The sequence below is a fragment of the Afifella pfennigii DSM 17143 genome, assembly GCF_000688515.1.
In the GTDB taxonomy this organism is placed as follows: Bacteria; Pseudomonadota; Alphaproteobacteria; order Rhizobiales; family Afifellaceae; genus Afifella; species Afifella pfennigii.
On sequence record NZ_JHZK01000019.1, the window covers coordinates 27398 to 43624 of the forward strand.

A 16227-nucleotide genomic window follows, 5' to 3' on the forward strand; every position below is an offset into this window, starting at 1 on the left:
CGGCAAACGCTATAGCATCGCCGTGCATGCCGGTCATTCGGCCAGAGCGGCCGGCTGCTGCATGCCTGGTGCAACGTTCTGGTTGAGGCGGGAGACGTTCTGCGGATCCCAGACGGCCTTCAGCCGCGCAAGCCGCGCATAGGTCGTCTCGCCAGAGGCGGCGCGTGCGAGCCGCCTCAACCCGACCATGAAGGCTCATCGTGCCTCGCAAGGCACTGCTCAGGGACGGTCGCAGATGGGCTGCCGCCCCTCCTTGGCCAACCGATCCTACAGCATCCATTCCATCGGCAGCCAGCCGATGAAGCCGACGAAAGCACGCTTCAAGGGGCCGGTATTGGGATCGTTGCGATAGAGGGTGTCCTCGCCATCGGGCCCCCTCTGAAGCCATTCAAGATCGCCATCCGCGCCGCGGCGCAGACGATAGACGGACCGGTTGACGTCCAGCGCCGCCCCGAGGGTCCTCGCCATCTGCGGGCTGTCGATGAGGAAACCCATCTCGGTGTTGAGCGTGGCCGAGCGCGGATCGAAATTGAACGAGCCGATGAAGATGCGCTCGCCGTCGACGGCGAAGCTCTTGGCATGCAGGCTGGAGGCCGAGCCGGCCAGAAGCTGCGACAGGTTGAAATCGTGCTGCTGTCCGGCGCCGGCGCGCAGCTCCAGAAGCTTGACGCCGGCATCGACCAGCTTCGGGCGGTAGCGCATATAGGCGCCGTGGACGGGCGGCACGTCGGTCGCCTCCAGGGAATTGGTCAGGATACGGGTCGCCACGCCCCGCTCGGCAAAGCCGGTGAGAAGCTCCGTGCCGCGCTCGCCGGGGATGAAATAGGCGGAGACGAGGTCGAGGGAGGAGGCCGGCGGCTCGATGCTCTGGAACAGCCGGCTGATCAGGAGCTCTTGCGGCGTGCCCCTGCCGAGCGCCTTTTCCGGCTCGTCGCTGAACAGGCGCACCGTCACCCATTGCAGCGGCGCCTGTCCCGTGACCAGCTCGCGCAGGAGAGGCGAGGCGCTTGCCGCCTCCACATAGGGCGAGCCGACGACCGAGCGCCTGGCAGCCGCCGCCGCGTCCTCCAGGCGCGGCAGCCCGTCCGGCGCGCGCGGCAGGATACGCTCGGCCGGATAGGCGGAGCGGCTGTTCCAGTAGCGGTCGAAATTCGCCGAGACCTCGCCCGCCGCCCGGCCGACCGCCAGCGCGTCGAGGTCGAAATAATGCACGCCCTCGCCATAGGCGAAATAGATATCGCCGATATTGCGGCCGCCGATGACGGAGACGATGCCGTCGACGGTCATCGATTTGTTGTGCATGCGCCGGTTGAGGCGCGGGAAGTCGAAGGCGTAGGAGAGGAGCTTGGGGCGGCGAAGGGTGAAGGGATTGAACAGCCGCACCTCGGCATTCGGCATGGCGTTGAGGGCGGCGAGCGCCTCGTCCAGGCCGGCAATGCCGTTGTCGTCGAGAAGAAGCCTCACCCTGACGCCGCGCGCGGCGGCGGCGCGCAATTCGTCGAGCAGCATCCAGCCGGTCGTGTCGTCCTGCCAGATGTAATATTGCGCGTCGATCGTCGCCTCCGCCGCGCGCGCCATGAGCAGGCGTGCGCCGAAGGCATCGCGTCCGTCGGCCAGCGGGATGACGCCGCTGAGCCGCGGATGGGCGGCAACCGCCGGCAGGAGGGCCGCGCCGATACGCGTGGCCTCGGAGGGCGGCTGCCATATCGTCTCGCTGCGCCCCTCCAGCGTCGGCAAGGGAAAGGCGAGCCGCAAGCCGACGATCGCGACGACGCCGGCGGCAACAATGATCATCAGGGCTGTCAGGACGCGCACCATCGGGCCTCGGCGAGCCATTGCCTCGCAATCGTCCATACTGGCAAAAATCGTCAGATTGTCGATCCTTGCCCAGGATTCTCATGACGACGTGCAGGCCCTGATCAGTTCGGAGCATTTGGTGATGGAGCCGAAGCCCCAGCCGGCGCGGTTCTCGCTTCTCACCGAAGCGATCTTGCCGTCGGCGATGGTGAAGCGGAAGACGCAGGCCTTCTCGTGCGCGGCGTGGCCGGCGGGCGGCTGCGCCACGCGCCGGCCGTCGAGCGAGGATTGCTGCGCCGAGGAATAGATCCAGACCGAGCCTGGCTCGCCCGGCGTCTCGTGCGTTGCAAGGGGTTCGCCGATGCAGCTTCGCAGCGCCGCCTGGTCGCGGCCGACAAGCTCCGACTTGGCATCGTTGACGGTGCGCAGATGCGGCGCGCCGCAGCCGGCGAGAAAGAGGGCGGCCAGAAGCGCGCTGCCGGCGCCGGGAAGGGAAAATCGCATCGAGGAAACCTTTCGCTTGGGATGGGGTGAAGAGGGGTGGGCTGCGGCCCGCAAGAGGCCGAGAAGCGCAAAGCCGGCGCTGGCGCTGGCGGGCTCCAGGTTCTGGCCGGCGACAAGAGCGACCTGGCGCTCGACGGCTTCGGCCCGGGTGTCGGCTGCGGACTTGGCGTCGGCGAAAACGGCGTTCATCTGCGGGTCCTTTTCATAGCGTGCTATGTATCTGCTGTCCCCAGCTGTGCTTCCGGTGGAAACGGGCAATACGCATAGCTTGCTATATATCATTGCATAGCACGCTATTCAATGCCAAGGATGACATCATGAGTTTCGACAAGACGCGCTCCGCCGGCTACCTGACGAACCATCTCGCCCGGCTCTTCGCCCGCCGCATCCAGGCACGCATCAAGCCGCTCGGACTGACGCCCGGCACCTTTCCGGCGATGCTGGAGCTGTGGACGCAGGACGGCCTCAGCCAGGGCGAGCTGGTGCGCCGGCTCGACATCGAGCAGGCGACGATGGCCAACACCCTGGCGCGTATGGAGCGCGACGGTCTTATCCGCCGGCTTCAGGATGCGCAGGATGCGCGCGTGCAGCGCGTCTGGCTGACGGAGCGCGGCAAGGCGTTGCAGAACGCGGCCGTGGAACAAGCCGCCGCGGTCAACGACGAGGCCCTGGCGGGCCTCAGCGCGTCGGAGCGCCAGGAGCTCATCCGTCTGATGAACAAGCTGGTCGGCGAGTTGAGGCGCTGAGCGGGGCCCGCGGTCGCAGGCGGGGCGGGTGGCGCGCCGCCCGGCGCCGTTCTAGACATGGCAGCGGCGCCGGCGTCGAGCTGACGCCGCCCATTTGGAGACGTTTCCCCGCACCGTTCCTTGCGCAAGCCGGCCATGAGCGAAACCACGACACAGCCCGCCGCCGAACCGGCGCCACGTCCACGGCGCGTCCTCGTCCTCGGCGCCACCGGCACGATCGGCCGCGCCGCGGTGCGCGCGCTTGTGGAGCGCGGCCACGAGGTGGTGTGCTTCCTGCGCCCGCGCGCCGGGGCAGGGGGGTCCCTGAGCCCGGAGGCGAGCGCCAGGCTTCTGCCCGGCGCCACGCTCCGCTTCGGCGAGGTCACCGACCCGGCCTCGCTTGTCCGCGACGGCATCGCCGGCGAGCGCTTCGATGTCCTCCTCTCCTGCCTTGCCTCGCGCACCGGGGCGCCCAAGGATGCCTGGGCGATCGACTACCAGGCGCATGTCGACGCGCTCGCCGCCGCGCGGCAGGCCGGTGTCTGCCAGATGGTGCTGTTGTCGGCGATCTGCGTGCAGAAGCCGCTGCTTGCCTTCCAGAAGGCCAAGCTCGCCTTCGAGAAGGCACTGATGGAATCGGGGCTCACCTATTCCATCGTCCGGCCCACCGCCTTCTTCAAATCGCTGTCGGGACAGATCGACCGCATCAGGGCGGGCAAGCCCTATCTTCTCTTCGGCGACGGTCGGCTGACGGCCTGCAAGCCGATCAGCGACGCTGATCTCGGCCGCTATCTCGCCGAATGCCTGGATGACGAAAGCCGCCACAACCGCATCCTGCCGATCGGCGGGCCGGGCAGGGCAGTGACGCCGCTGGAGCAGGGCGAGCATCTCTTCGCGCTGCTTGGCCGCAAGCCGCGCTTCCGCCGCGTGCCGGTGGCGCTTCTGGACGCGATCGTCTTCACGCTCGGTGCGCTCGGGCGCCTTGCCCCGCCGCTGCGCGAGAAGGCGGAGCTTGCCCGCATCGGCCGCTACTACGCGACCGAATCCATGCTGGTTCTGAACCCCGAGACCGGCCGCTACGACGCCGAGGCGACGCCCTCCTACGGCTCAGAGAGCCTTTTCGACTTCTACGCCCGGCTGGTGGCGGGCGAGGCCGCCGTGGAGCGCGGCGACCACGCGGTGTTTTGAGGCCGAACGGCCGCGCGCGCCTGAAACCTCAGCAGATTTCGCGGATCCGATAGGGCTCGTTGGTTCGAAGATACGCCTCCTGCTCCTGCGTCAGGTCGATCGTGTCATAGCCCGTCACCATCGGGCGCACATGGCTCAGGAAGCCGTGGCCGACGGTCAAGAGATAGACGTGGACGATGACGAAGGCGGCGACCAGATAGGCCGCCAGAAGGTGGATATTGGCGATGACGGTGATCCACAAGGTTCCGTCCGCGACCTCGCCGGCCCACAGATTGTAGCTGAGATAGGCGAAGCCGGTGAGCCAGACCGCCGGGAAGATGAGCCATTTCAGGCCGAAATAGGTGGCCGCCTGCAAGGGGTTGTGCTTGCGCCAATAGATCTTCCGGTAGGGATGCGGCTCGCCGCGGAAGATGCCCCAGGCGTAGAAGCGCGCCACCTGCACCATGCCCTCCAGCTTGGGCACGAATTGCTTCCAGGTGCCGGTGGTGAACAGCCAGAAGGTGGCGAACACCCAAAGGGCGAAGAGCGCCAGCGCCGCCACGGTATGCAGCCTGACGGCGGCATCGAAGCTGAGAAGGGTGTGCACGCCGTTCATCCCGAGCCCGGAAAAGAGCAGGACGGTGATCAACAGGGCCTGTGCCCAGTGCCAGAAGCGCTCAAAGCGCGGATAGACCTGCACGCAGCGCTTAGCCATGGGCCCCTCCCTTGCGCCGTCTGCCGGCGATAAGCCGGACCATCCCATGCGCCAGGACGCCGGCGAGCGCGGCGAGCACGATGAGCTTGCCGATCATGCCCGTCAGGTTGTTGGGATCGGTGCCGGGCAAGAAGATGCCGGTAAGGCCCGCCATGCGCGCATTCGGCGCGTGGCATTCCTGGCAATCGAGCGCATCTTCCGCCGGCGCCACCATATGGGTGATCGGCCAGTACATATAGGTGTCGACGAAGCCGAAAGCGCCGGAGAACTCCTTGCCGGCAGCCGCCATTCCGGCCTGAATGGCGCGGCTCCAGTCGAAATTCGTCCAATAGGCGGTATCGCTCGTCGGTCCCCAGACATGCGTCGCCACGAGGCGGTTGAGGCCGCTGTCATAGACCTGGCGCCCGCGCATGCGCTTGAACGGCCAGATGCGGCTCACCCCGTCCTGCGGGTCGCCGGTGATGCGGTTCACCTCCACCACCCCGGCCGGATCGATCTCGTGCTCACTGTTGGCATATTCCACCTGGCCGTCGAACCAGGCGTAGAAGGGCGTCACCTCCTCGCCCCAGTCGAAGCTGCCTTTCGTCGACAGATAGGTGTGCAGATGCTGGCCGTCGGACTGGGTGAACTCGGATTGGACGATGGGCTTGCCGTCGGCGTCCAGCCGCCCGGCCGTCGACCAGTCCCAAAACGTCTTGGTGGCGACGCCGCCGCGCGCGAAAGCGGGGATATGGCAGGTCTGGCAGGCGAGCTTGTCGGTATGGTCGTTGAGCTTGATGCCGGTGAGCGTCAGCGGATGCGGAGCCTCGCCATGGCAGCTCTGGCAGGTCGCGACGTCCCGCCGCTCGCCCGGCAGGCCGGTGCCTTCCGTATCGCTCGCCATGACGGAATAGCGCGAGCCCGGCCAGCGATGGCTTTTGGAGAGGTGGCAATCGGAGCAGGCGAAGTTCTGCCCGTCGGGGGACATATGCACGTCGACGTCCAGCCCCGGCTCGACGAGGGCGGAGGAAAGGTCGCCATGCTTCACGTTATCGCCGCCGCCGCCGTAGAAATGGCAGGCGCCGCAATTCTCCCGCCTCGGCAGGCCGACGCTCTGCGCCGCCTTGGCGAGGTCGACGGGCTTTGCCTTGGCGCCGGTGATGGTCTTGGTGCCGGCGGGCACCGGCGCCAGCGGCGGATGGCCGGCGCCGGTCGCCGTCTTGGAATATTGGCCGGAGCGGTCGTGGCAGACGAGACAGTCGACGGCGGCGGCGCGCGTCGGCGGCGCCTTCGACATCTCTGTCCAGCCATAGCCGGCATGGCAGGATGTGCAGCGCGGCTCGTTGCCGGCGACGCTGCCGCAGAAGGCGTTGATGACGCTGCGCTTGCCGAGCCGCTGCCCGGTCTGCGGATGAAGGTAATCCCAGCTGTAATGGATGGAGCCCATCACCTGCTCGTCCGCCTCCGTATGGCAGGCGAGGCAAGCTTCCGTCAGCTCCGGGCCGGAGGCGAAGTCGCGCTGCAGCTCCTTCAGCTTGGCATGGTCGGTGGTGCTGGCGCTGACAGGTTCCTTGGGCACATCCTGTGCCGCGAGCGGATGCGAGGCCATCAGCCAGCCTGCCAGTGCAAGCCCGATCGCCGCTGATCGGGACATATTTCTTTTCCTCCCGCGGGGCCTGTCCCGCAGCCTCAAAGCCTCTTGGGGACAGATCGAACGCAGAACATATAACAGATTAAGAATGTGATGGCCGGTCCCGATGACGCACCCCAAAGGGCCGGCCGGCCCCGGGCAGACCGGTCGCTTTCGCCATCGGGCATCGCACGATTCTTGCATGTAAGGCCAATGCCTCGGAGGCGATGCCGACCCTTTCGACGCGACGCCCTCGTGGCGCATCGAACCGGCGCCCCTGCCTCTCGCTTGCGCGGGATTGTCGCTTCGCACCTCTTGCGGCAAGACTGCGCCCGGGAAAGACGCTGCCGGTTCTGGCGCGACACCGATAGGAGGCGCGAATGACGACGTATCACGGAGGTTGCCTGTGCGGCGCGGTCCGGTTCTCGGTCGAGGTTTCCAAGGCCGAGATCGATGCCTGCCATTGCAGCATGTGCCGCCGTTGGGGCGGCGGGCCCTCGCTCAACGTGCAAGCGGACGGCCCGCCGCGCTTTGAGGACGAGGCGGCGCTCGGCGTCTATCGCTCGTCGCAATGGGGCGAAAGGGTGTTCTGCAAGACCTGCGGCTCGTCGGTCTTGTGGCGCAGCGCCGACGGCAGCTTCCACGCCGTGCCCGCCGCGATCATCGGCGACCCAGAGGGCATGGCGCTGGCGCTGGAGATCTTCATCGACGACAAGCCGGCCTATTACGATTTCGCCGGCGAGCGCAAACGCATGACCGGCCCGGAGGTGATGGCGGCATTCGGCGTCGATACCGGTTCCTGAAGGCCGGCAACGGGCCGAAGCCGCAACCGAGATCGGCCACCGATGTGCCGGCAAGCTCCGGCACCAGGCTGCGGATCGTCGGCCATTCCGGCGCCCCCTCCAGGCTACGGCGAGATCGCGGAAGCTGGCTGTGGCCGGCAAAGAGGCCGGGATCGTCGTAGATATTCTGCGCCATGGATCGCCTCGGTCGCAATGTCCGTGGCCGCCGCGCTGACCTCTGTCGGCGCCTTTCGGCATGCCTTCCCGTCGACATACGCCATTGCTAACGACGCCCAAAGAAGGAGGCTGAAGGGGCGCAACGGCGCCGCTTCGACCGCGATCGCGACAGCAAGGCGGGGACGGTCAGGACGCAGCCGGAGCGGATGGACCAAGCGACCTTGGACGGGTTACAATAAAACCTGTCGACGACGAAAAACGCAGCGGTTTGGCGATGGTTGATCGAGGCTGGAAATCGAATTCAGAGCAGCGCATGCGCAAATCTCTCAAGATTCTGCATTCGCTCGCCTCTTGCGGCCTCATCGGCGGCCTTGCCAGTTACATGATCCTGCTCGTCTTCGCCCCGCAGGATACGCCGGTCGCCTACGCCGATCTGCGCCAGTCGATCGCGGCGATCAGCGACTACGTTCTGGTGCCGTCCCTGGCGCTGGCGCTGGTCTCCGGGCTTTTGTCGATGGCCGTGCACCGGCCCTACCAGGACAAGGGATGGGCGCTGGTCAAGCTTGCCCTCGGCATCTTGATGTTCAAGGGCGTGCTGACCATCGTCGGCGGCAAGGCCGCCTATGCCGCCTCCGTCTCGCGCAGGCTTGCCGAGGGCGAGCCGGTGGCCGACGTGCTGCAGGCGGCGATCGGCCATGAATGGGCGACCCTGTGGGTCATCATGGCGCTCTCCGTCGCCAATGTCGTCCTGGGCGTGTGGCGCCCGAAGCTTTCGCGCCGGCCGCGCTACCAGGCCCAATCGACCTCCGAGCCGGCGCGCGTGAGGATCGTCGCCACCGGCGGCGAACGCGCCGTGCCGGCGAGCGAGGCGACCCCGCTGGCGGCGGAAATGGAGACGATCGGCGAGGGCCAGCGCCTGAAGCAAGCGGCGCAGTAGCGGCTGCCTCTGGACGCGCCTTGTCAGTCGGCTTGCGGCCGGCACGCGCCTTTAAGGAAAGAAACGTTCCTGAGATGTCCGCAGCCTCGTTTTCGTGCGCGGCGGCGAGGGCAGGGCGCGCATCTTGCCGGCCCCCGCGGCCTCCCTTTGCAGCGATGGAGAACGCCCGGACGGCGCCGGAGCGGCAGCGCCGCGGGCGCCCGACGCCGCATTACGTTCGGGAAAAATCGCTTATAGCCAAAAATTTTATTGTAATATGCCATGAAAAGCATAATGAATATGGTCATGGATGACATTGACCGAAAAATAATCGACCTCCTCTCCGGCGATGCGCGGCGCTCGCTGGCCGATATCGGCGCGGCGGTATCGCTCTCGCCTTCCTCGGTGAACGAGCGCATCAAGAAGCTCCTCGCCGATGGTGTCATCAAGCGCTTCACCATCGACATCGATCCGGCAAAGCTGGCGCTTCCCGTCGCCGCCTTCGTCTGGATCGCGCTGAGAGAGGGCGCCGACGAAGCCGCGTTTCGCGCCTTCGCGCGCGAGGACCGTCACGTCAGCGAGTGCCACCATGTCACCGGCGCCTGGTCCTATCTTCTCAAGGTGCAGGTGGCGGACCTCGCCGCCCTGGAGCGGTTTCTCGCGACCTTGAAGGAGAGCGGCTTCCTGGCGCGCAGCGAGACGGTGATCGCGCTCTCCACGGTCGTGGCGCCGCCGTTTCGCGTCAAGGACACCTGAGGAATGGAACCGCTTCTCTTCACACGGAGCCTTCTCCTTGGCGTGGCCGTCGCCGCCCCGCTCGGGCCGATTGGCGCCCTCTGCATCTCGCGCACGCTCGACCGGGGTTTCTGGTTCGGCGTCTCCGGCGGGCTCGGCACGGCGATCGCGGACGCGCTTTTTGCGGCCCTCGCCGCCTTCGGCTTCGCCGCTTTCGCGGCTTTCCTCGGCCTGGTCGACACGCCGCTGCGCGTCGTGGGCGGGCTGTTCATGCTCTGGCTCGGCTGGCGCAACCTCACTTCCGCTTCCATCGTCCGGGCGGCGAGCGCCACGCCGAGCGATCTCATGGGCACCGTGGCCACGACCTTCGCGCTGACCATCACCAACCCGATGACCATCCTCACCTTCGCCGCGCTCTTTGCCGGGCTCGGCCTTGCCGCCGATGCCGGCTTCGCCGCCGCAGGCGTCGTCGTCATGGGCGTCTTTCTGGGATCGCTCGCCTGGTGGTTCGTGCTCAGCGGCGGCGTGGCGCTCGCCAAGCGCAAGCTGCCGTCCTGGTTCGCGCGTCGCGTCTCGCAGGGGGCAGGTCTGGTGCTTATCGCCTTCGGCGGCCTCGCCCTGATATCGGCTCTGTGATCGGCGCGCGCCTTACGCCATATGTGGCCGGATGCCGGCTTTCCGGAAGCAGCCTTGCGGGCGGTTCAGTGCCTGCCGAGCATCCTTTCCTGTTCGTTCAAGGTCTCGCGCGAGCTGTCGATGATCCATTGCACCAGCCGCTGGATGACCTGCGGGACCTCCGCATTCAGCGGCTCGACAAGGAACTGGCCTCGCTGCGTGATCACCGTGTCGGGCACCGGGCGGACGAGAAGCCCCTTCTTCAGGAGATCCCCAAGGCAGTATCGCCATGCCAGAGCGATGCCCTGGCCGTTTACCGCGGCCTGCATGGCGACGTGGTAATTGTCGAAGATCATGCGCGAGACGGAATCGGTGTATCGCGCCCCCCGGCGCTCGAACCACTCGCCCCAATCCATGAAGTCCCAGCGCGAGGCGTGCCAGCCGAGGAGCGTCTGGCGCGCCAGATCCTCTAGGCCCTCGATCCGCCCGCTGCTTTCCAGATAGGACGGGCTGCAAACGGGAAAGACTTCCTCGTAGAAGAGCCGGCGGCTCTTGGCGCCCGGCCAGTTGCCGTCGCCGAAGGTGATGTCGAGATCCGGGCTCGATGGATCGGGAACCGTTTCGCCCTGGTCGGAGACGATCGAGGTGACGATGCGCGGATGGCGGGCGTTGAACTGCGCGATGACCGGCAACAGCCAGAAGCTGGCGAATTCCGCGTCGGTGCGGATCGTCACATGCGGCATCGGCTGGCTGAGCATCGTCGCCGCGCCCGCCATGCGCACCAGCCCGTCCTCAACGGCGCTGAGGAAGATCTCTCCCTCGCGCGTCAGGGCGATGCCTCGGCCGGCGCGCAGGAAGAGCTTGACCCCCAGATGCGCTTCCAGCTGGCGGATTTTGTGGCTCATCGCCGGCTGCGTCACGTTCAGCTCCGCCGCGGCGCGCGTGAAGCTGAGATGCTCCGCCACGCGCTGGAACGCCACGAGCCACTGCAACGGGGGAAGATCGCTCGCAAGACCCATAAGCGTGGCCTAATGGACGGATGAGGTTTTTTCAAGTTTTCATCATCTTGGCGACATGCAAGCTTCCCGCCGCACGCCAAATCGAGCGCAGCAGCCAACGAAAATGGGATGACGCAACGCGATGAATGCAAACCGAAGTGCCGTCGTGGCAGTGGATTTACAGGGCGAGAACGCCGCCGGCGGCGTCTGGCAGGTGGAAGGCTATGAGGCGATCCTTGCCAATGCTGCAAAGACCCTCAACGCCGCCCGCGCGGCGGGCATCCCGGTGATCTACAGCCGCCACGCACTCGATCCGCAAGGCCATACGCCCGCATCGTGGAGAACCCGCTTTACCGGCAGGTGCTGTGGAACTCCTTCTCCACCGCGCTCCTGGTGACGCTGTTTGCCCTGGCGATCGGCTATCCGCTCGCCTTCTTTCTCGCCTTCGTCGCCCGCCGTCATCGGCAGATGCTCTATTTTCTCGTGGTCATACCGCTGCTTACGAGCTTCCTGCTGCGCGCCTATACCTGGAAGATCATCCTCGGCCGTTCCGGGTTGGTGAACAGCACGCTGACCTCGCTGGGGCTGACGGACGGGCCGGTGGACCTTTTCCTGTACAACCAGTTCAGCGTGGTGCTGACGCTGGTCTACATCTTCGTGCCCTTCATGACCCTGCCGATCTACGCCTCGCTGGAAAAGCTGTCGCGCGATCAGATCGAGGCGAGCCTGGATCTTGGGGCGCGGCCCTTCACCACCTTCCGGCGTGTCATCCTGCCCTTGAGCCTGCCGGGCGTGGTGGCCGGCTGCACCTTCACCTTCGCGCTGAGCTTCGGCGATTTCGTCGCGCCCTCGCTGCTCGGCGGGCCGAACCAGATCATGATCGCCAACGTCATCATCAGCCAGTTCGGCACGGCCTTCGACTGGCCTTTCGGCAGCGCGCTCGCCATGGTCGTGGTGGTCATCGTGCTGGCCATCGTGGGCATCGGCGCACGGCTGGAAAAACGGTGAGACCCGCGATGCAAGCCCGCTACGACCCGCTCCTGACCCGCACGGCGCGCCGCGCTCTGCTCGGCGCCGCGATCGCGATCTTCGCCTTTCTCTACCTGCCGATCGCCGTGCTGGTGGTCTTCTCGTTTTCCCCTTCACCGCTGCTCGTCTTTCCCATCGAGGGCCTCGGCCTCACCTGGTATCGCGAGCTGTTCTCCGACCGCGACCTTTGGCGTTCGGTCGGCAACAGCCTCATCGTCACCGGCACGGTGGTGCCGCTGACGCTGCTCCTCGGCATGCCGCTCGCCTTCGGCCTGGATCGCGTGAACTTCCCGGGCAAGCGCTTGCTGGAGCACGGCATCCTCTTGCCGCTGGTGGTGCCGGGCATCGTCACCGGATTGGCGCTCCTGCTTCTGCTCAGCCGCTTCGATACGCGCCTGTCGCTGTTCACCGTCGCCCTCGGGCATTCGGTATGGTGCCTGCCGATCGTCGTCACCCAGGTCTATGCGCGCCTGCGCCGTTTCGACCGCAGCATCGAGGAGGCGAGCCTGGATCTGGGCGCCGGCCCGGCGACCACCTTCTGGCGGGTCACGCTGCCGAACCTGAAATCGGCGCTTCTCGGCAGCGCCCTGTTGGTGTTCGTCCTGTCCTTCGACGAGATCCCGGTGACCTTCTTTTTGACGGGAAGCGAGAACACCTTGCCGATGCATATCTGGTCGATGCTGCGCGAGGGCGTGAACCCGGTGATCAACGCCATCGCCACCTTGACCATCGCCCTGTCGATCCTCGTCGCCTTTTTCGGCCTTCGCATGCTGTCGCGCGATTGAGGCGGCCGGCAACAAGCCGTTGATAGCAGGCCGCGCCCTCAGCGCATGCTCTCCATGATCAAGAGGAGCAGGGCAGGGCCGCCGAGCGCCTCGTAGGAATGGGCGACATCGCCATCGTAGCGGAAATAATCCCCCGGCCCGATCTCCACCGTCTCCTCCGCCGGGCCGAGCCGCGCTCTGCCCGAACAGAGGAAGGCGTGTTCGACGGTGCCGCGCGGATGGGGAGTTGCCTGCCGGACGGCACCCGGCCTCAGCAGGACGCGGTAGAGATCGCGCCGCCGGTCGGGCGGGGATTTGTCGAGCAGGACCGCGGTCAGACCGGCGTCGTCTGCGGCGATCGCGACGCCTTCATCCGCGCGGATCAGCTGGGCATGCGAGGAGGCGCTCTCAAAAAGGGAGCTGAAGGGTATGGCGAGCGCGGAGGCGATCGCCCAGAGCGTTTCGATATTCGGATTGCCCTTGCCGGCCTCCAGCTGAGACAGCGTGGATTTGGCAAGACCCGCCCTTGAGGCCAGTGCCGAAAGGCTCATCTGAGCGAGCTCGCGCTCGCGCCGGATCGAACCCGCGATGATCGCATTCGGCGTCATCGTCGCTCCCTTTGCATGGCTGTCGTTCATGTTGACGAACGGCTTGACCGCGTTCATTTTAACGAACGTTGTTCGTTGGCGCTAGAGACCCGTCCGCCATGCCGCGCAAGAGCCCATCGCCCGCCGCCTCCCTCTCGCAGTTTCGCGCCGGTCTACGGGACATCACCCCGCTGTCGCTTGGCGTGGCGGTCTATGGTCTGGCCTTCGGCCTTCTCGCCGCACAGATCGGCATGGACGGACTGACCACCGGGTTGATGGGATTGTTCGTCTTTGCCGGCTCCTCGCAGATTGTGGCGGCGGAGCGGATGGCCGCCGATGCGGGTCTGGCGGTGGCCATTCTCGCCGGGCTCGCCCTCAACCTGCGCATTCTGCTGATGACGGCCTCCCTGCACGCCGAGCTCGCCGGCCGGCCCTGGTGGCAAATCCTCTTAGGGGTGCATCTGACCTCGGACGAGAACTGGGCGCTGATGCATGCCACGCGCGCGAGCGGCCGCAAGGCGGGTTATTGGTATCTGCTCGGCGGCGGCACCAGCCTTGTCGTGGTCTGGGTTCTCGCCACTGGCGCGGGGGCGGGCTTTGCCGGGCTGCTTCCCGACCTGACCTCGCTCGGCGTGGATTTCGCCTTCACAGCCGCCTTCATCCTGCTGGCGCGCAATCTGTGGCGCGGCATGGGCGATCTGGCGCCCTGGGCCGTCTCGGCCACGACCGCGGCGGTTCTGGCGCTCGTCCTGCCGGTCGACCCCTCCTGGGCGCTGATCGCGGGCGGCCTCGCCGGTGTCGTGCTTGCCGCAAGGCCGCGCGGTGACTGATCATTGGTTGCTGATCGCGGGCCTGGCCGCGGGAACCTTCGCCATCCGGTTCGGCGGCTTTCTCCTCGGCTCAACTGTGCCGGCGAGCGGCCCCTGGGCACGCGCCCTGAAGGCCTTGCCCGGATGCCTCATCTGCGCGCTGCTCGCCGTCATCCTCGTTCAGGGGGGACCGGCGGAGTGGTTCGCGGCGGCCATCTCGCTCGGCGTGGCGCTGGCGACCCGCTCCCTGCCGCTCACCATGCTGGCGGGCATCGCATCGGTGTGGCTGGCGCGCGGCCTTGTCTGAGGGCCTCGGCGAGCGCCTGTCGCGACGAAGGCGCACAGGCGTGAGCTTGCGCTGAATCAAGGCGTATCCGGCAAGCTGGTGCGTGATTGGCCTGTTTTCGACAGGAGAATCCTCGTGGCTACGTTTGAGGTCGTGACACTGCCCATGCGGCTCTTCGCCTTTACCGGCGGTCATGCCGCTTTTTCCGAGATCGCCGCCAAGGTCGGTCCGGCCTTTGATGCCGCCTATGCCGCGTTCCAGTCGGCGGGTATCGAACCTCAAGCCTCGGGGGCCGTGACGCGCTACGCCGCGTTCGACGACAACGGGACCGGGTTCCAGTCGGGCTTCTTCTGCCGCGCGGAGGATCGACCTGCCTTGGAGGCGGCGGGCTTTTCGGTGGGGGAGCTCGGCGGGAGGGTCATGGTCGCTCGGCACACGGGATCTTATGATCAATTGGCTGGGGTCTACGACGCCATGCAGGCAGAGATGCGCGCCCAGGGCGAAGCGCCGGCGGACTCAATGTGGGAGGTCTATCTCAGTCCACCCGAGACGCCCGTCCACGAAATGCAAACCGAGGTGTTCTGGCCGTTGATGGTGCGTTGAGCGCCGCGAACGGCGTTTCGCAGCGCGTCAGGCGAAGGGCGCCGATACGGTCCATGGCTCCGCGCGGCGCGCGGGGAGAGCGGACAGACCCATGGCAGCCGGGCTCCGGCCGGCTAGGTGTCCGCACCCGCCCGGCGTCGGCGCGATCCCTTCGCCAGGACCGCCATGGCCCCCACAAGCAGTGCCGCGCCGACGAGCCCGAGCGCGCCGAGGCGCTCCTCAAACAGGCTCCAGGCCAAGAGCGTGGCGACCAGCGGCTCCGTCAGCGCCGCGATGCTCGCCACCGTGGCGCCGGCGCGTTTCATGCCGGCGAAGAAGAGAATGTAGGCGAAGCCCGTCGGAACGAGGCCGATGTAAAGGAGGAGCCAAATCCCTTCCAGCGGGATCGCCGCGGGCATGCGCGCCACGGCAAAGGGCAGAAGCATGAGCGCGCCAGCGCCGAAGCCGATGGCGATCAGCGTGAAGGGGTGATGGCCGGGTGCCAGAACCCGGCTGAAGAGCGTGAACAGCGCATAGCTGAGCGCCGAGCCGAGCGCCCAGGCGGCTCCCGCAAAAACCGCCGCGCGGCTGACGCCGACATCGGACGGGACCCCGACCAGCATGGCGGTGCCGGCAACGCCCAGAATAAGGGCGGCAACGACCGGCGCGCTCAGCCGCTCGCCCAGAAACGCGCCTGCGAGAAGCGCGACGATGAGCGGCGCGGTACAGATGGTCACCAGCGTGGCAATGGCGACGCCGGTCGTCGCCACGGCCGTGAAGTAGAAGAGCTGGTAGAGCGCCAGCGTGACGCCGACCATCAGGATGGCGCCCAGCTCGCGGCCGGCGAAGGCGAAGGTGCGCCGTCCGATCGTGGCAAGGGACAGCGCGAAGAGAAGCGGCACGGCCAGAAAAAGGCGCATGAAGCCGACGAAGACGGGAGCGACATCCGTCGTCGCGTAGAGAAACTTCGAGGCGATCCCCACCGTGCCCCATAGGGAAGCGGCGAGGGCGACGAGCAGAAGACCGCGGGCCGAGACCGCCGGAGACCGGTCAAGGCGGATGTTCGGCGCTTCGTTCATGGACGGTTTGCGCGGCGCCGGCATGCGGGGGCCGCCCCGGCATCGGCCGGCGCGTTGCGCCATGTGGAGGCCAGGCGGAGCGAGTGCCCGGCAGCCGGCCGGGCGATCAAGGCAAACGCCGCTTCTAACGCACGCGGCAACGGGCCGGGAAGGGGAATGGGGTCGGCTTTATCGCACATGCGCTCTCAATGTTTCGCGGGGCCTCGGTGGACCCCCACGAATAGGCAAAACGCATCGCCGATGATACAGCCCTTTCGGCGGAGGAGCGGCGCCATGCGGTCCATGAGCCGGGGAAGGCGCAGGGGCTACTTGAAGGCGAAGGGGAGGGGAGCGCGGTATATCCTGCCCTCA

Annotated in this window: 20 protein-coding genes and 1 pseudogene; 12 read left to right on the forward strand and 9 right to left on the reverse strand. The window is 66.9% G+C overall.

From position 1 onward, the window contains the following. Positions 1-33: 33 nt before the first annotated feature. From Q331_RS23460 to Q331_RS23090, 3 genes are all read right to left on the reverse strand, one after another. On the reverse strand, positions 34-189 hold the full coding sequence (locus tag Q331_RS23460; protein ID WP_084175048.1) for a BBE domain-containing protein: 156 nt from the start codon (positions 187-189) through the stop codon (positions 34-36). Positions 190-267: 78 nt separating this feature from the next. Next, complete coding sequence (locus Q331_RS0113275) at positions 268-1836, reverse strand: phospholipase D family protein (protein ID WP_210164959.1); 1569 nt, start codon at positions 1834-1836, stop codon at positions 268-270. Between the two features lie 60 nt (positions 1837-1896). Further along, positions 1897-2490 carry a hypothetical protein gene (locus Q331_RS23090; protein WP_051631141.1) on the reverse strand — a complete coding sequence of 198 codons (594 nt, stop codon included), beginning with the start codon at positions 2488-2490 and terminating at the stop codon, positions 1897-1899. Positions 2491-2618: 128 nt separating this feature from the next. Here Q331_RS23090 and Q331_RS0113285 point away from each other — a divergent pair, with 128 nt between their 5' ends. Next, a complete protein-coding gene (locus Q331_RS0113285; RefSeq protein ID WP_026381091.1) occupies positions 2619-3047 on the forward strand; it encodes a MarR family winged helix-turn-helix transcriptional regulator in 429 nt (142 codons plus the stop codon). A 135-nt stretch (positions 3048-3182) separates the two neighbouring features. Beyond that, entirely contained in the window at positions 3183-4214 is a 1032-nt protein-coding gene (locus tag Q331_RS0113290) for an NAD(P)H-binding protein (RefSeq protein ID WP_026381092.1), read from the forward strand. Between the two features lie 28 nt (positions 4215-4242). On the opposite strand, the gene Q331_RS0113295 is transcribed toward Q331_RS0113290, so the two are convergent. Both Q331_RS0113295 and Q331_RS21560 read right to left on the reverse strand, forming a co-directional pair. After that, the gene (locus Q331_RS0113295) at positions 4243-4908 is read right to left on the reverse strand and encodes a cytochrome b/b6 domain-containing protein (protein WP_026381093.1); all 666 of its coding nucleotides are present in this window, start codon (positions 4906-4908) and stop codon (positions 4243-4245) included. Next, a complete protein-coding gene (locus tag Q331_RS21560; protein WP_051631142.1) occupies positions 4901-6541 on the reverse strand; it encodes a tetrathionate reductase family octaheme c-type cytochrome in 1641 nt (546 codons plus the stop codon). Before Q331_RS21560 ends, Q331_RS0113295 begins: the two co-directional genes overlap by 8 nt. Before the next feature lie 356 nt (positions 6542-6897). Here Q331_RS21560 and Q331_RS0113305 point away from each other — a divergent pair, with 356 nt between their 5' ends. Then, positions 6898-7320 carry a GFA family protein gene (locus Q331_RS0113305; RefSeq protein WP_026381094.1) on the forward strand — a complete coding sequence of 141 codons (423 nt, stop codon included), beginning with the start codon at positions 6898-6900 and terminating at the stop codon, positions 7318-7320. Between the two features lie 13 nt (positions 7321-7333). Here the strand turns inward: Q331_RS0113305 and Q331_RS24180 are convergent. Continuing rightward, positions 7334-7495: pseudogene (locus tag Q331_RS24180) on the reverse strand (class I SAM-dependent methyltransferase); the annotation flags it as partial. 294 nt (positions 7496-7789) lie between these two features. Here Q331_RS24180 and Q331_RS21570 point away from each other — a divergent pair. The 3 genes from Q331_RS21570 to Q331_RS0113320 all read left to right on the forward strand — a co-directional run bounded on the left by Q331_RS21570 (position 7790) and on the right by Q331_RS0113320 (position 9763). Further along, on the forward strand, positions 7790-8413 hold the full coding sequence (locus Q331_RS21570; RefSeq protein WP_169738506.1) for a DUF2269 family protein: 624 nt from the start codon (positions 7790-7792) through the stop codon (positions 8411-8413). A gap of 285 nt (positions 8414-8698) precedes the next feature. Continuing rightward, positions 8699-9148: an Lrp/AsnC family transcriptional regulator gene (locus tag Q331_RS0113315; protein WP_026381095.1), complete on the forward strand. Its 450-nt coding sequence runs from the start codon at positions 8699-8701 to the stop codon at positions 9146-9148. Positions 9149-9151: 3 nt separating this feature from the next. Continuing rightward, entirely contained in the window at positions 9152-9763 is a 612-nt protein-coding gene (locus Q331_RS0113320; RefSeq protein WP_026381096.1) for a LysE family translocator, read from the forward strand. Between the two features lie 65 nt (positions 9764-9828). Here the strand turns inward: Q331_RS0113320 and Q331_RS21575 are convergent, their stop codons facing one another. Beyond that, on the reverse strand, positions 9829-10734 hold the full coding sequence (locus Q331_RS21575; RefSeq protein WP_169738507.1) for a LysR substrate-binding domain-containing protein: 906 nt from the start codon (positions 10732-10734) through the stop codon (positions 9829-9831). A 172-nt stretch (positions 10735-10906) separates the two neighbouring features. On the opposite strand from Q331_RS21575, the gene Q331_RS23465 reads away from it, so the two are divergent. From Q331_RS23465 to Q331_RS0113340, 3 genes are read left to right on the forward strand one after another with little or no spacing between them, the layout of a single operon-like run. Then, positions 10907-11137 carry an isochorismatase family protein gene (locus Q331_RS23465; RefSeq protein WP_169738508.1) on the forward strand — a complete coding sequence of 77 codons (231 nt, stop codon included), beginning with the start codon at positions 10907-10909 and terminating at the stop codon, positions 11135-11137. After that, complete coding sequence (locus Q331_RS21580; protein WP_051631145.1) at positions 11077-11748, forward strand: ABC transporter permease; 672 nt, start codon at positions 11077-11079, stop codon at positions 11746-11748. Before Q331_RS23465 ends, Q331_RS21580 begins: the two co-directional genes overlap by 61 nt. Positions 11749-11756: 8 nt before the next feature. Continuing rightward, entirely contained in the window at positions 11757-12554 is a 798-nt protein-coding gene (locus tag Q331_RS0113340) for an ABC transporter permease (RefSeq protein ID WP_051631146.1), read from the forward strand. A gap of 38 nt (positions 12555-12592) precedes the next feature. Here the strand turns inward: Q331_RS0113340 and Q331_RS0113345 are convergent, their stop codons facing one another. Next, on the reverse strand, positions 12593-13198 hold the full coding sequence (locus tag Q331_RS0113345) for a helix-turn-helix domain-containing protein (RefSeq protein WP_210164960.1): 606 nt from the start codon (positions 13196-13198) through the stop codon (positions 12593-12595). Positions 13199-13239: 41 nt separating this feature from the next. On the opposite strand from Q331_RS0113345, the gene Q331_RS0113350 reads away from it, so the two are divergent. The 3 genes from Q331_RS0113350 to Q331_RS0113360 all read left to right on the forward strand — a co-directional run bounded on the left by Q331_RS0113350 (position 13240) and on the right by Q331_RS0113360 (position 14818). After that, on the forward strand, positions 13240-13950 hold the full coding sequence (locus Q331_RS0113350; protein ID WP_026381099.1) for an AzlC family ABC transporter permease: 711 nt from the start codon (positions 13240-13242) through the stop codon (positions 13948-13950). Then, positions 13943-14236 carry an AzlD family protein gene (locus Q331_RS0113355; protein WP_026381100.1) on the forward strand — a complete coding sequence of 98 codons (294 nt, stop codon included), beginning with the start codon at positions 13943-13945 and terminating at the stop codon, positions 14234-14236. The genes Q331_RS0113350 and Q331_RS0113355 overlap by 8 nt, the downstream gene beginning before the upstream one ends. 114 nt (positions 14237-14350) lie before the next feature. Beyond that, positions 14351-14818: a GyrI-like domain-containing protein gene (locus Q331_RS0113360; RefSeq protein ID WP_034492128.1), complete on the forward strand. Its 468-nt coding sequence runs from the start codon at positions 14351-14353 to the stop codon at positions 14816-14818. Positions 14819-14931: 113 nt separating this feature from the next. Here the strand turns inward: Q331_RS0113360 and Q331_RS0113365 are convergent, their stop codons facing one another. Further along, positions 14932-15876: a DMT family transporter gene (locus Q331_RS0113365; RefSeq protein ID WP_034492176.1), complete on the reverse strand. Its 945-nt coding sequence runs from the start codon at positions 15874-15876 to the stop codon at positions 14932-14934. Positions 15877-16227: the final 351 nt, after the last annotated feature.

Excerpts from the sequence above, each read along its gene's own strand:
- Q331_RS23460 (WP_084175048.1), bottom strand. The coding sequence starts at position 189 with ATGGTCGGGTTGAGGCGGCTCGCACGCGCCGCCTCTGGCGAGACGACC.
- Q331_RS0113275 (WP_210164959.1), bottom strand. The coding sequence starts at position 1,836 with ATGGCTCGCCGAGGCCCGATGGTGCGCGTCCTGACAGCCCTGATGATC.
- Q331_RS23090 (WP_051631141.1), bottom strand. The coding sequence starts at position 2,490 with ATGAACGCCGTTTTCGCCGACGCCAAGTCCGCAGCCGACACCCGGGCC.
- Q331_RS0113285 (WP_026381091.1), top strand. The coding sequence starts at position 2,619 with ATGAGTTTCGACAAGACGCGCTCCGCCGGCTACCTGACGAACCATCTC.
- Q331_RS0113290 (WP_026381092.1), top strand. The coding sequence starts at position 3,183 with ATGAGCGAAACCACGACACAGCCCGCCGCCGAACCGGCGCCACGTCCA.
- Q331_RS0113295 (WP_026381093.1), bottom strand. The coding sequence starts at position 4,908 with ATGGCTAAGCGCTGCGTGCAGGTCTATCCGCGCTTTGAGCGCTTCTGG.
- Q331_RS21560 (WP_051631142.1), bottom strand. The coding sequence starts at position 6,541 with ATGTCCCGATCAGCGGCGATCGGGCTTGCACTGGCAGGCTGGCTGATG.
- Q331_RS0113305 (WP_026381094.1), top strand. The coding sequence starts at position 6,898 with ATGACGACGTATCACGGAGGTTGCCTGTGCGGCGCGGTCCGGTTCTCG.
- Q331_RS21570 (WP_169738506.1), top strand. The coding sequence starts at position 7,790 with ATGCGCAAATCTCTCAAGATTCTGCATTCGCTCGCCTCTTGCGGCCTC.
- Q331_RS0113315 (WP_026381095.1), top strand. The coding sequence starts at position 8,699 with ATGGATGACATTGACCGAAAAATAATCGACCTCCTCTCCGGCGATGCG.
- Q331_RS0113320 (WP_026381096.1), top strand. The coding sequence starts at position 9,152 with ATGGAACCGCTTCTCTTCACACGGAGCCTTCTCCTTGGCGTGGCCGTC.
- Q331_RS0113340 (WP_051631146.1), top strand. The coding sequence starts at position 11,757 with ATGCAAGCCCGCTACGACCCGCTCCTGACCCGCACGGCGCGCCGCGCT.
- Q331_RS0113345 (WP_210164960.1), bottom strand. The coding sequence starts at position 13,198 with ATGAACGCGGTCAAGCCGTTCGTCAACATGAACGACAGCCATGCAAAG.
- Q331_RS0113350 (WP_026381099.1), top strand. The coding sequence starts at position 13,240 with ATGCCGCGCAAGAGCCCATCGCCCGCCGCCTCCCTCTCGCAGTTTCGC.
- Q331_RS0113365 (WP_034492176.1), bottom strand. The coding sequence starts at position 15,876 with ATGAACGAAGCGCCGAACATCCGCCTTGACCGGTCTCCGGCGGTCTCG.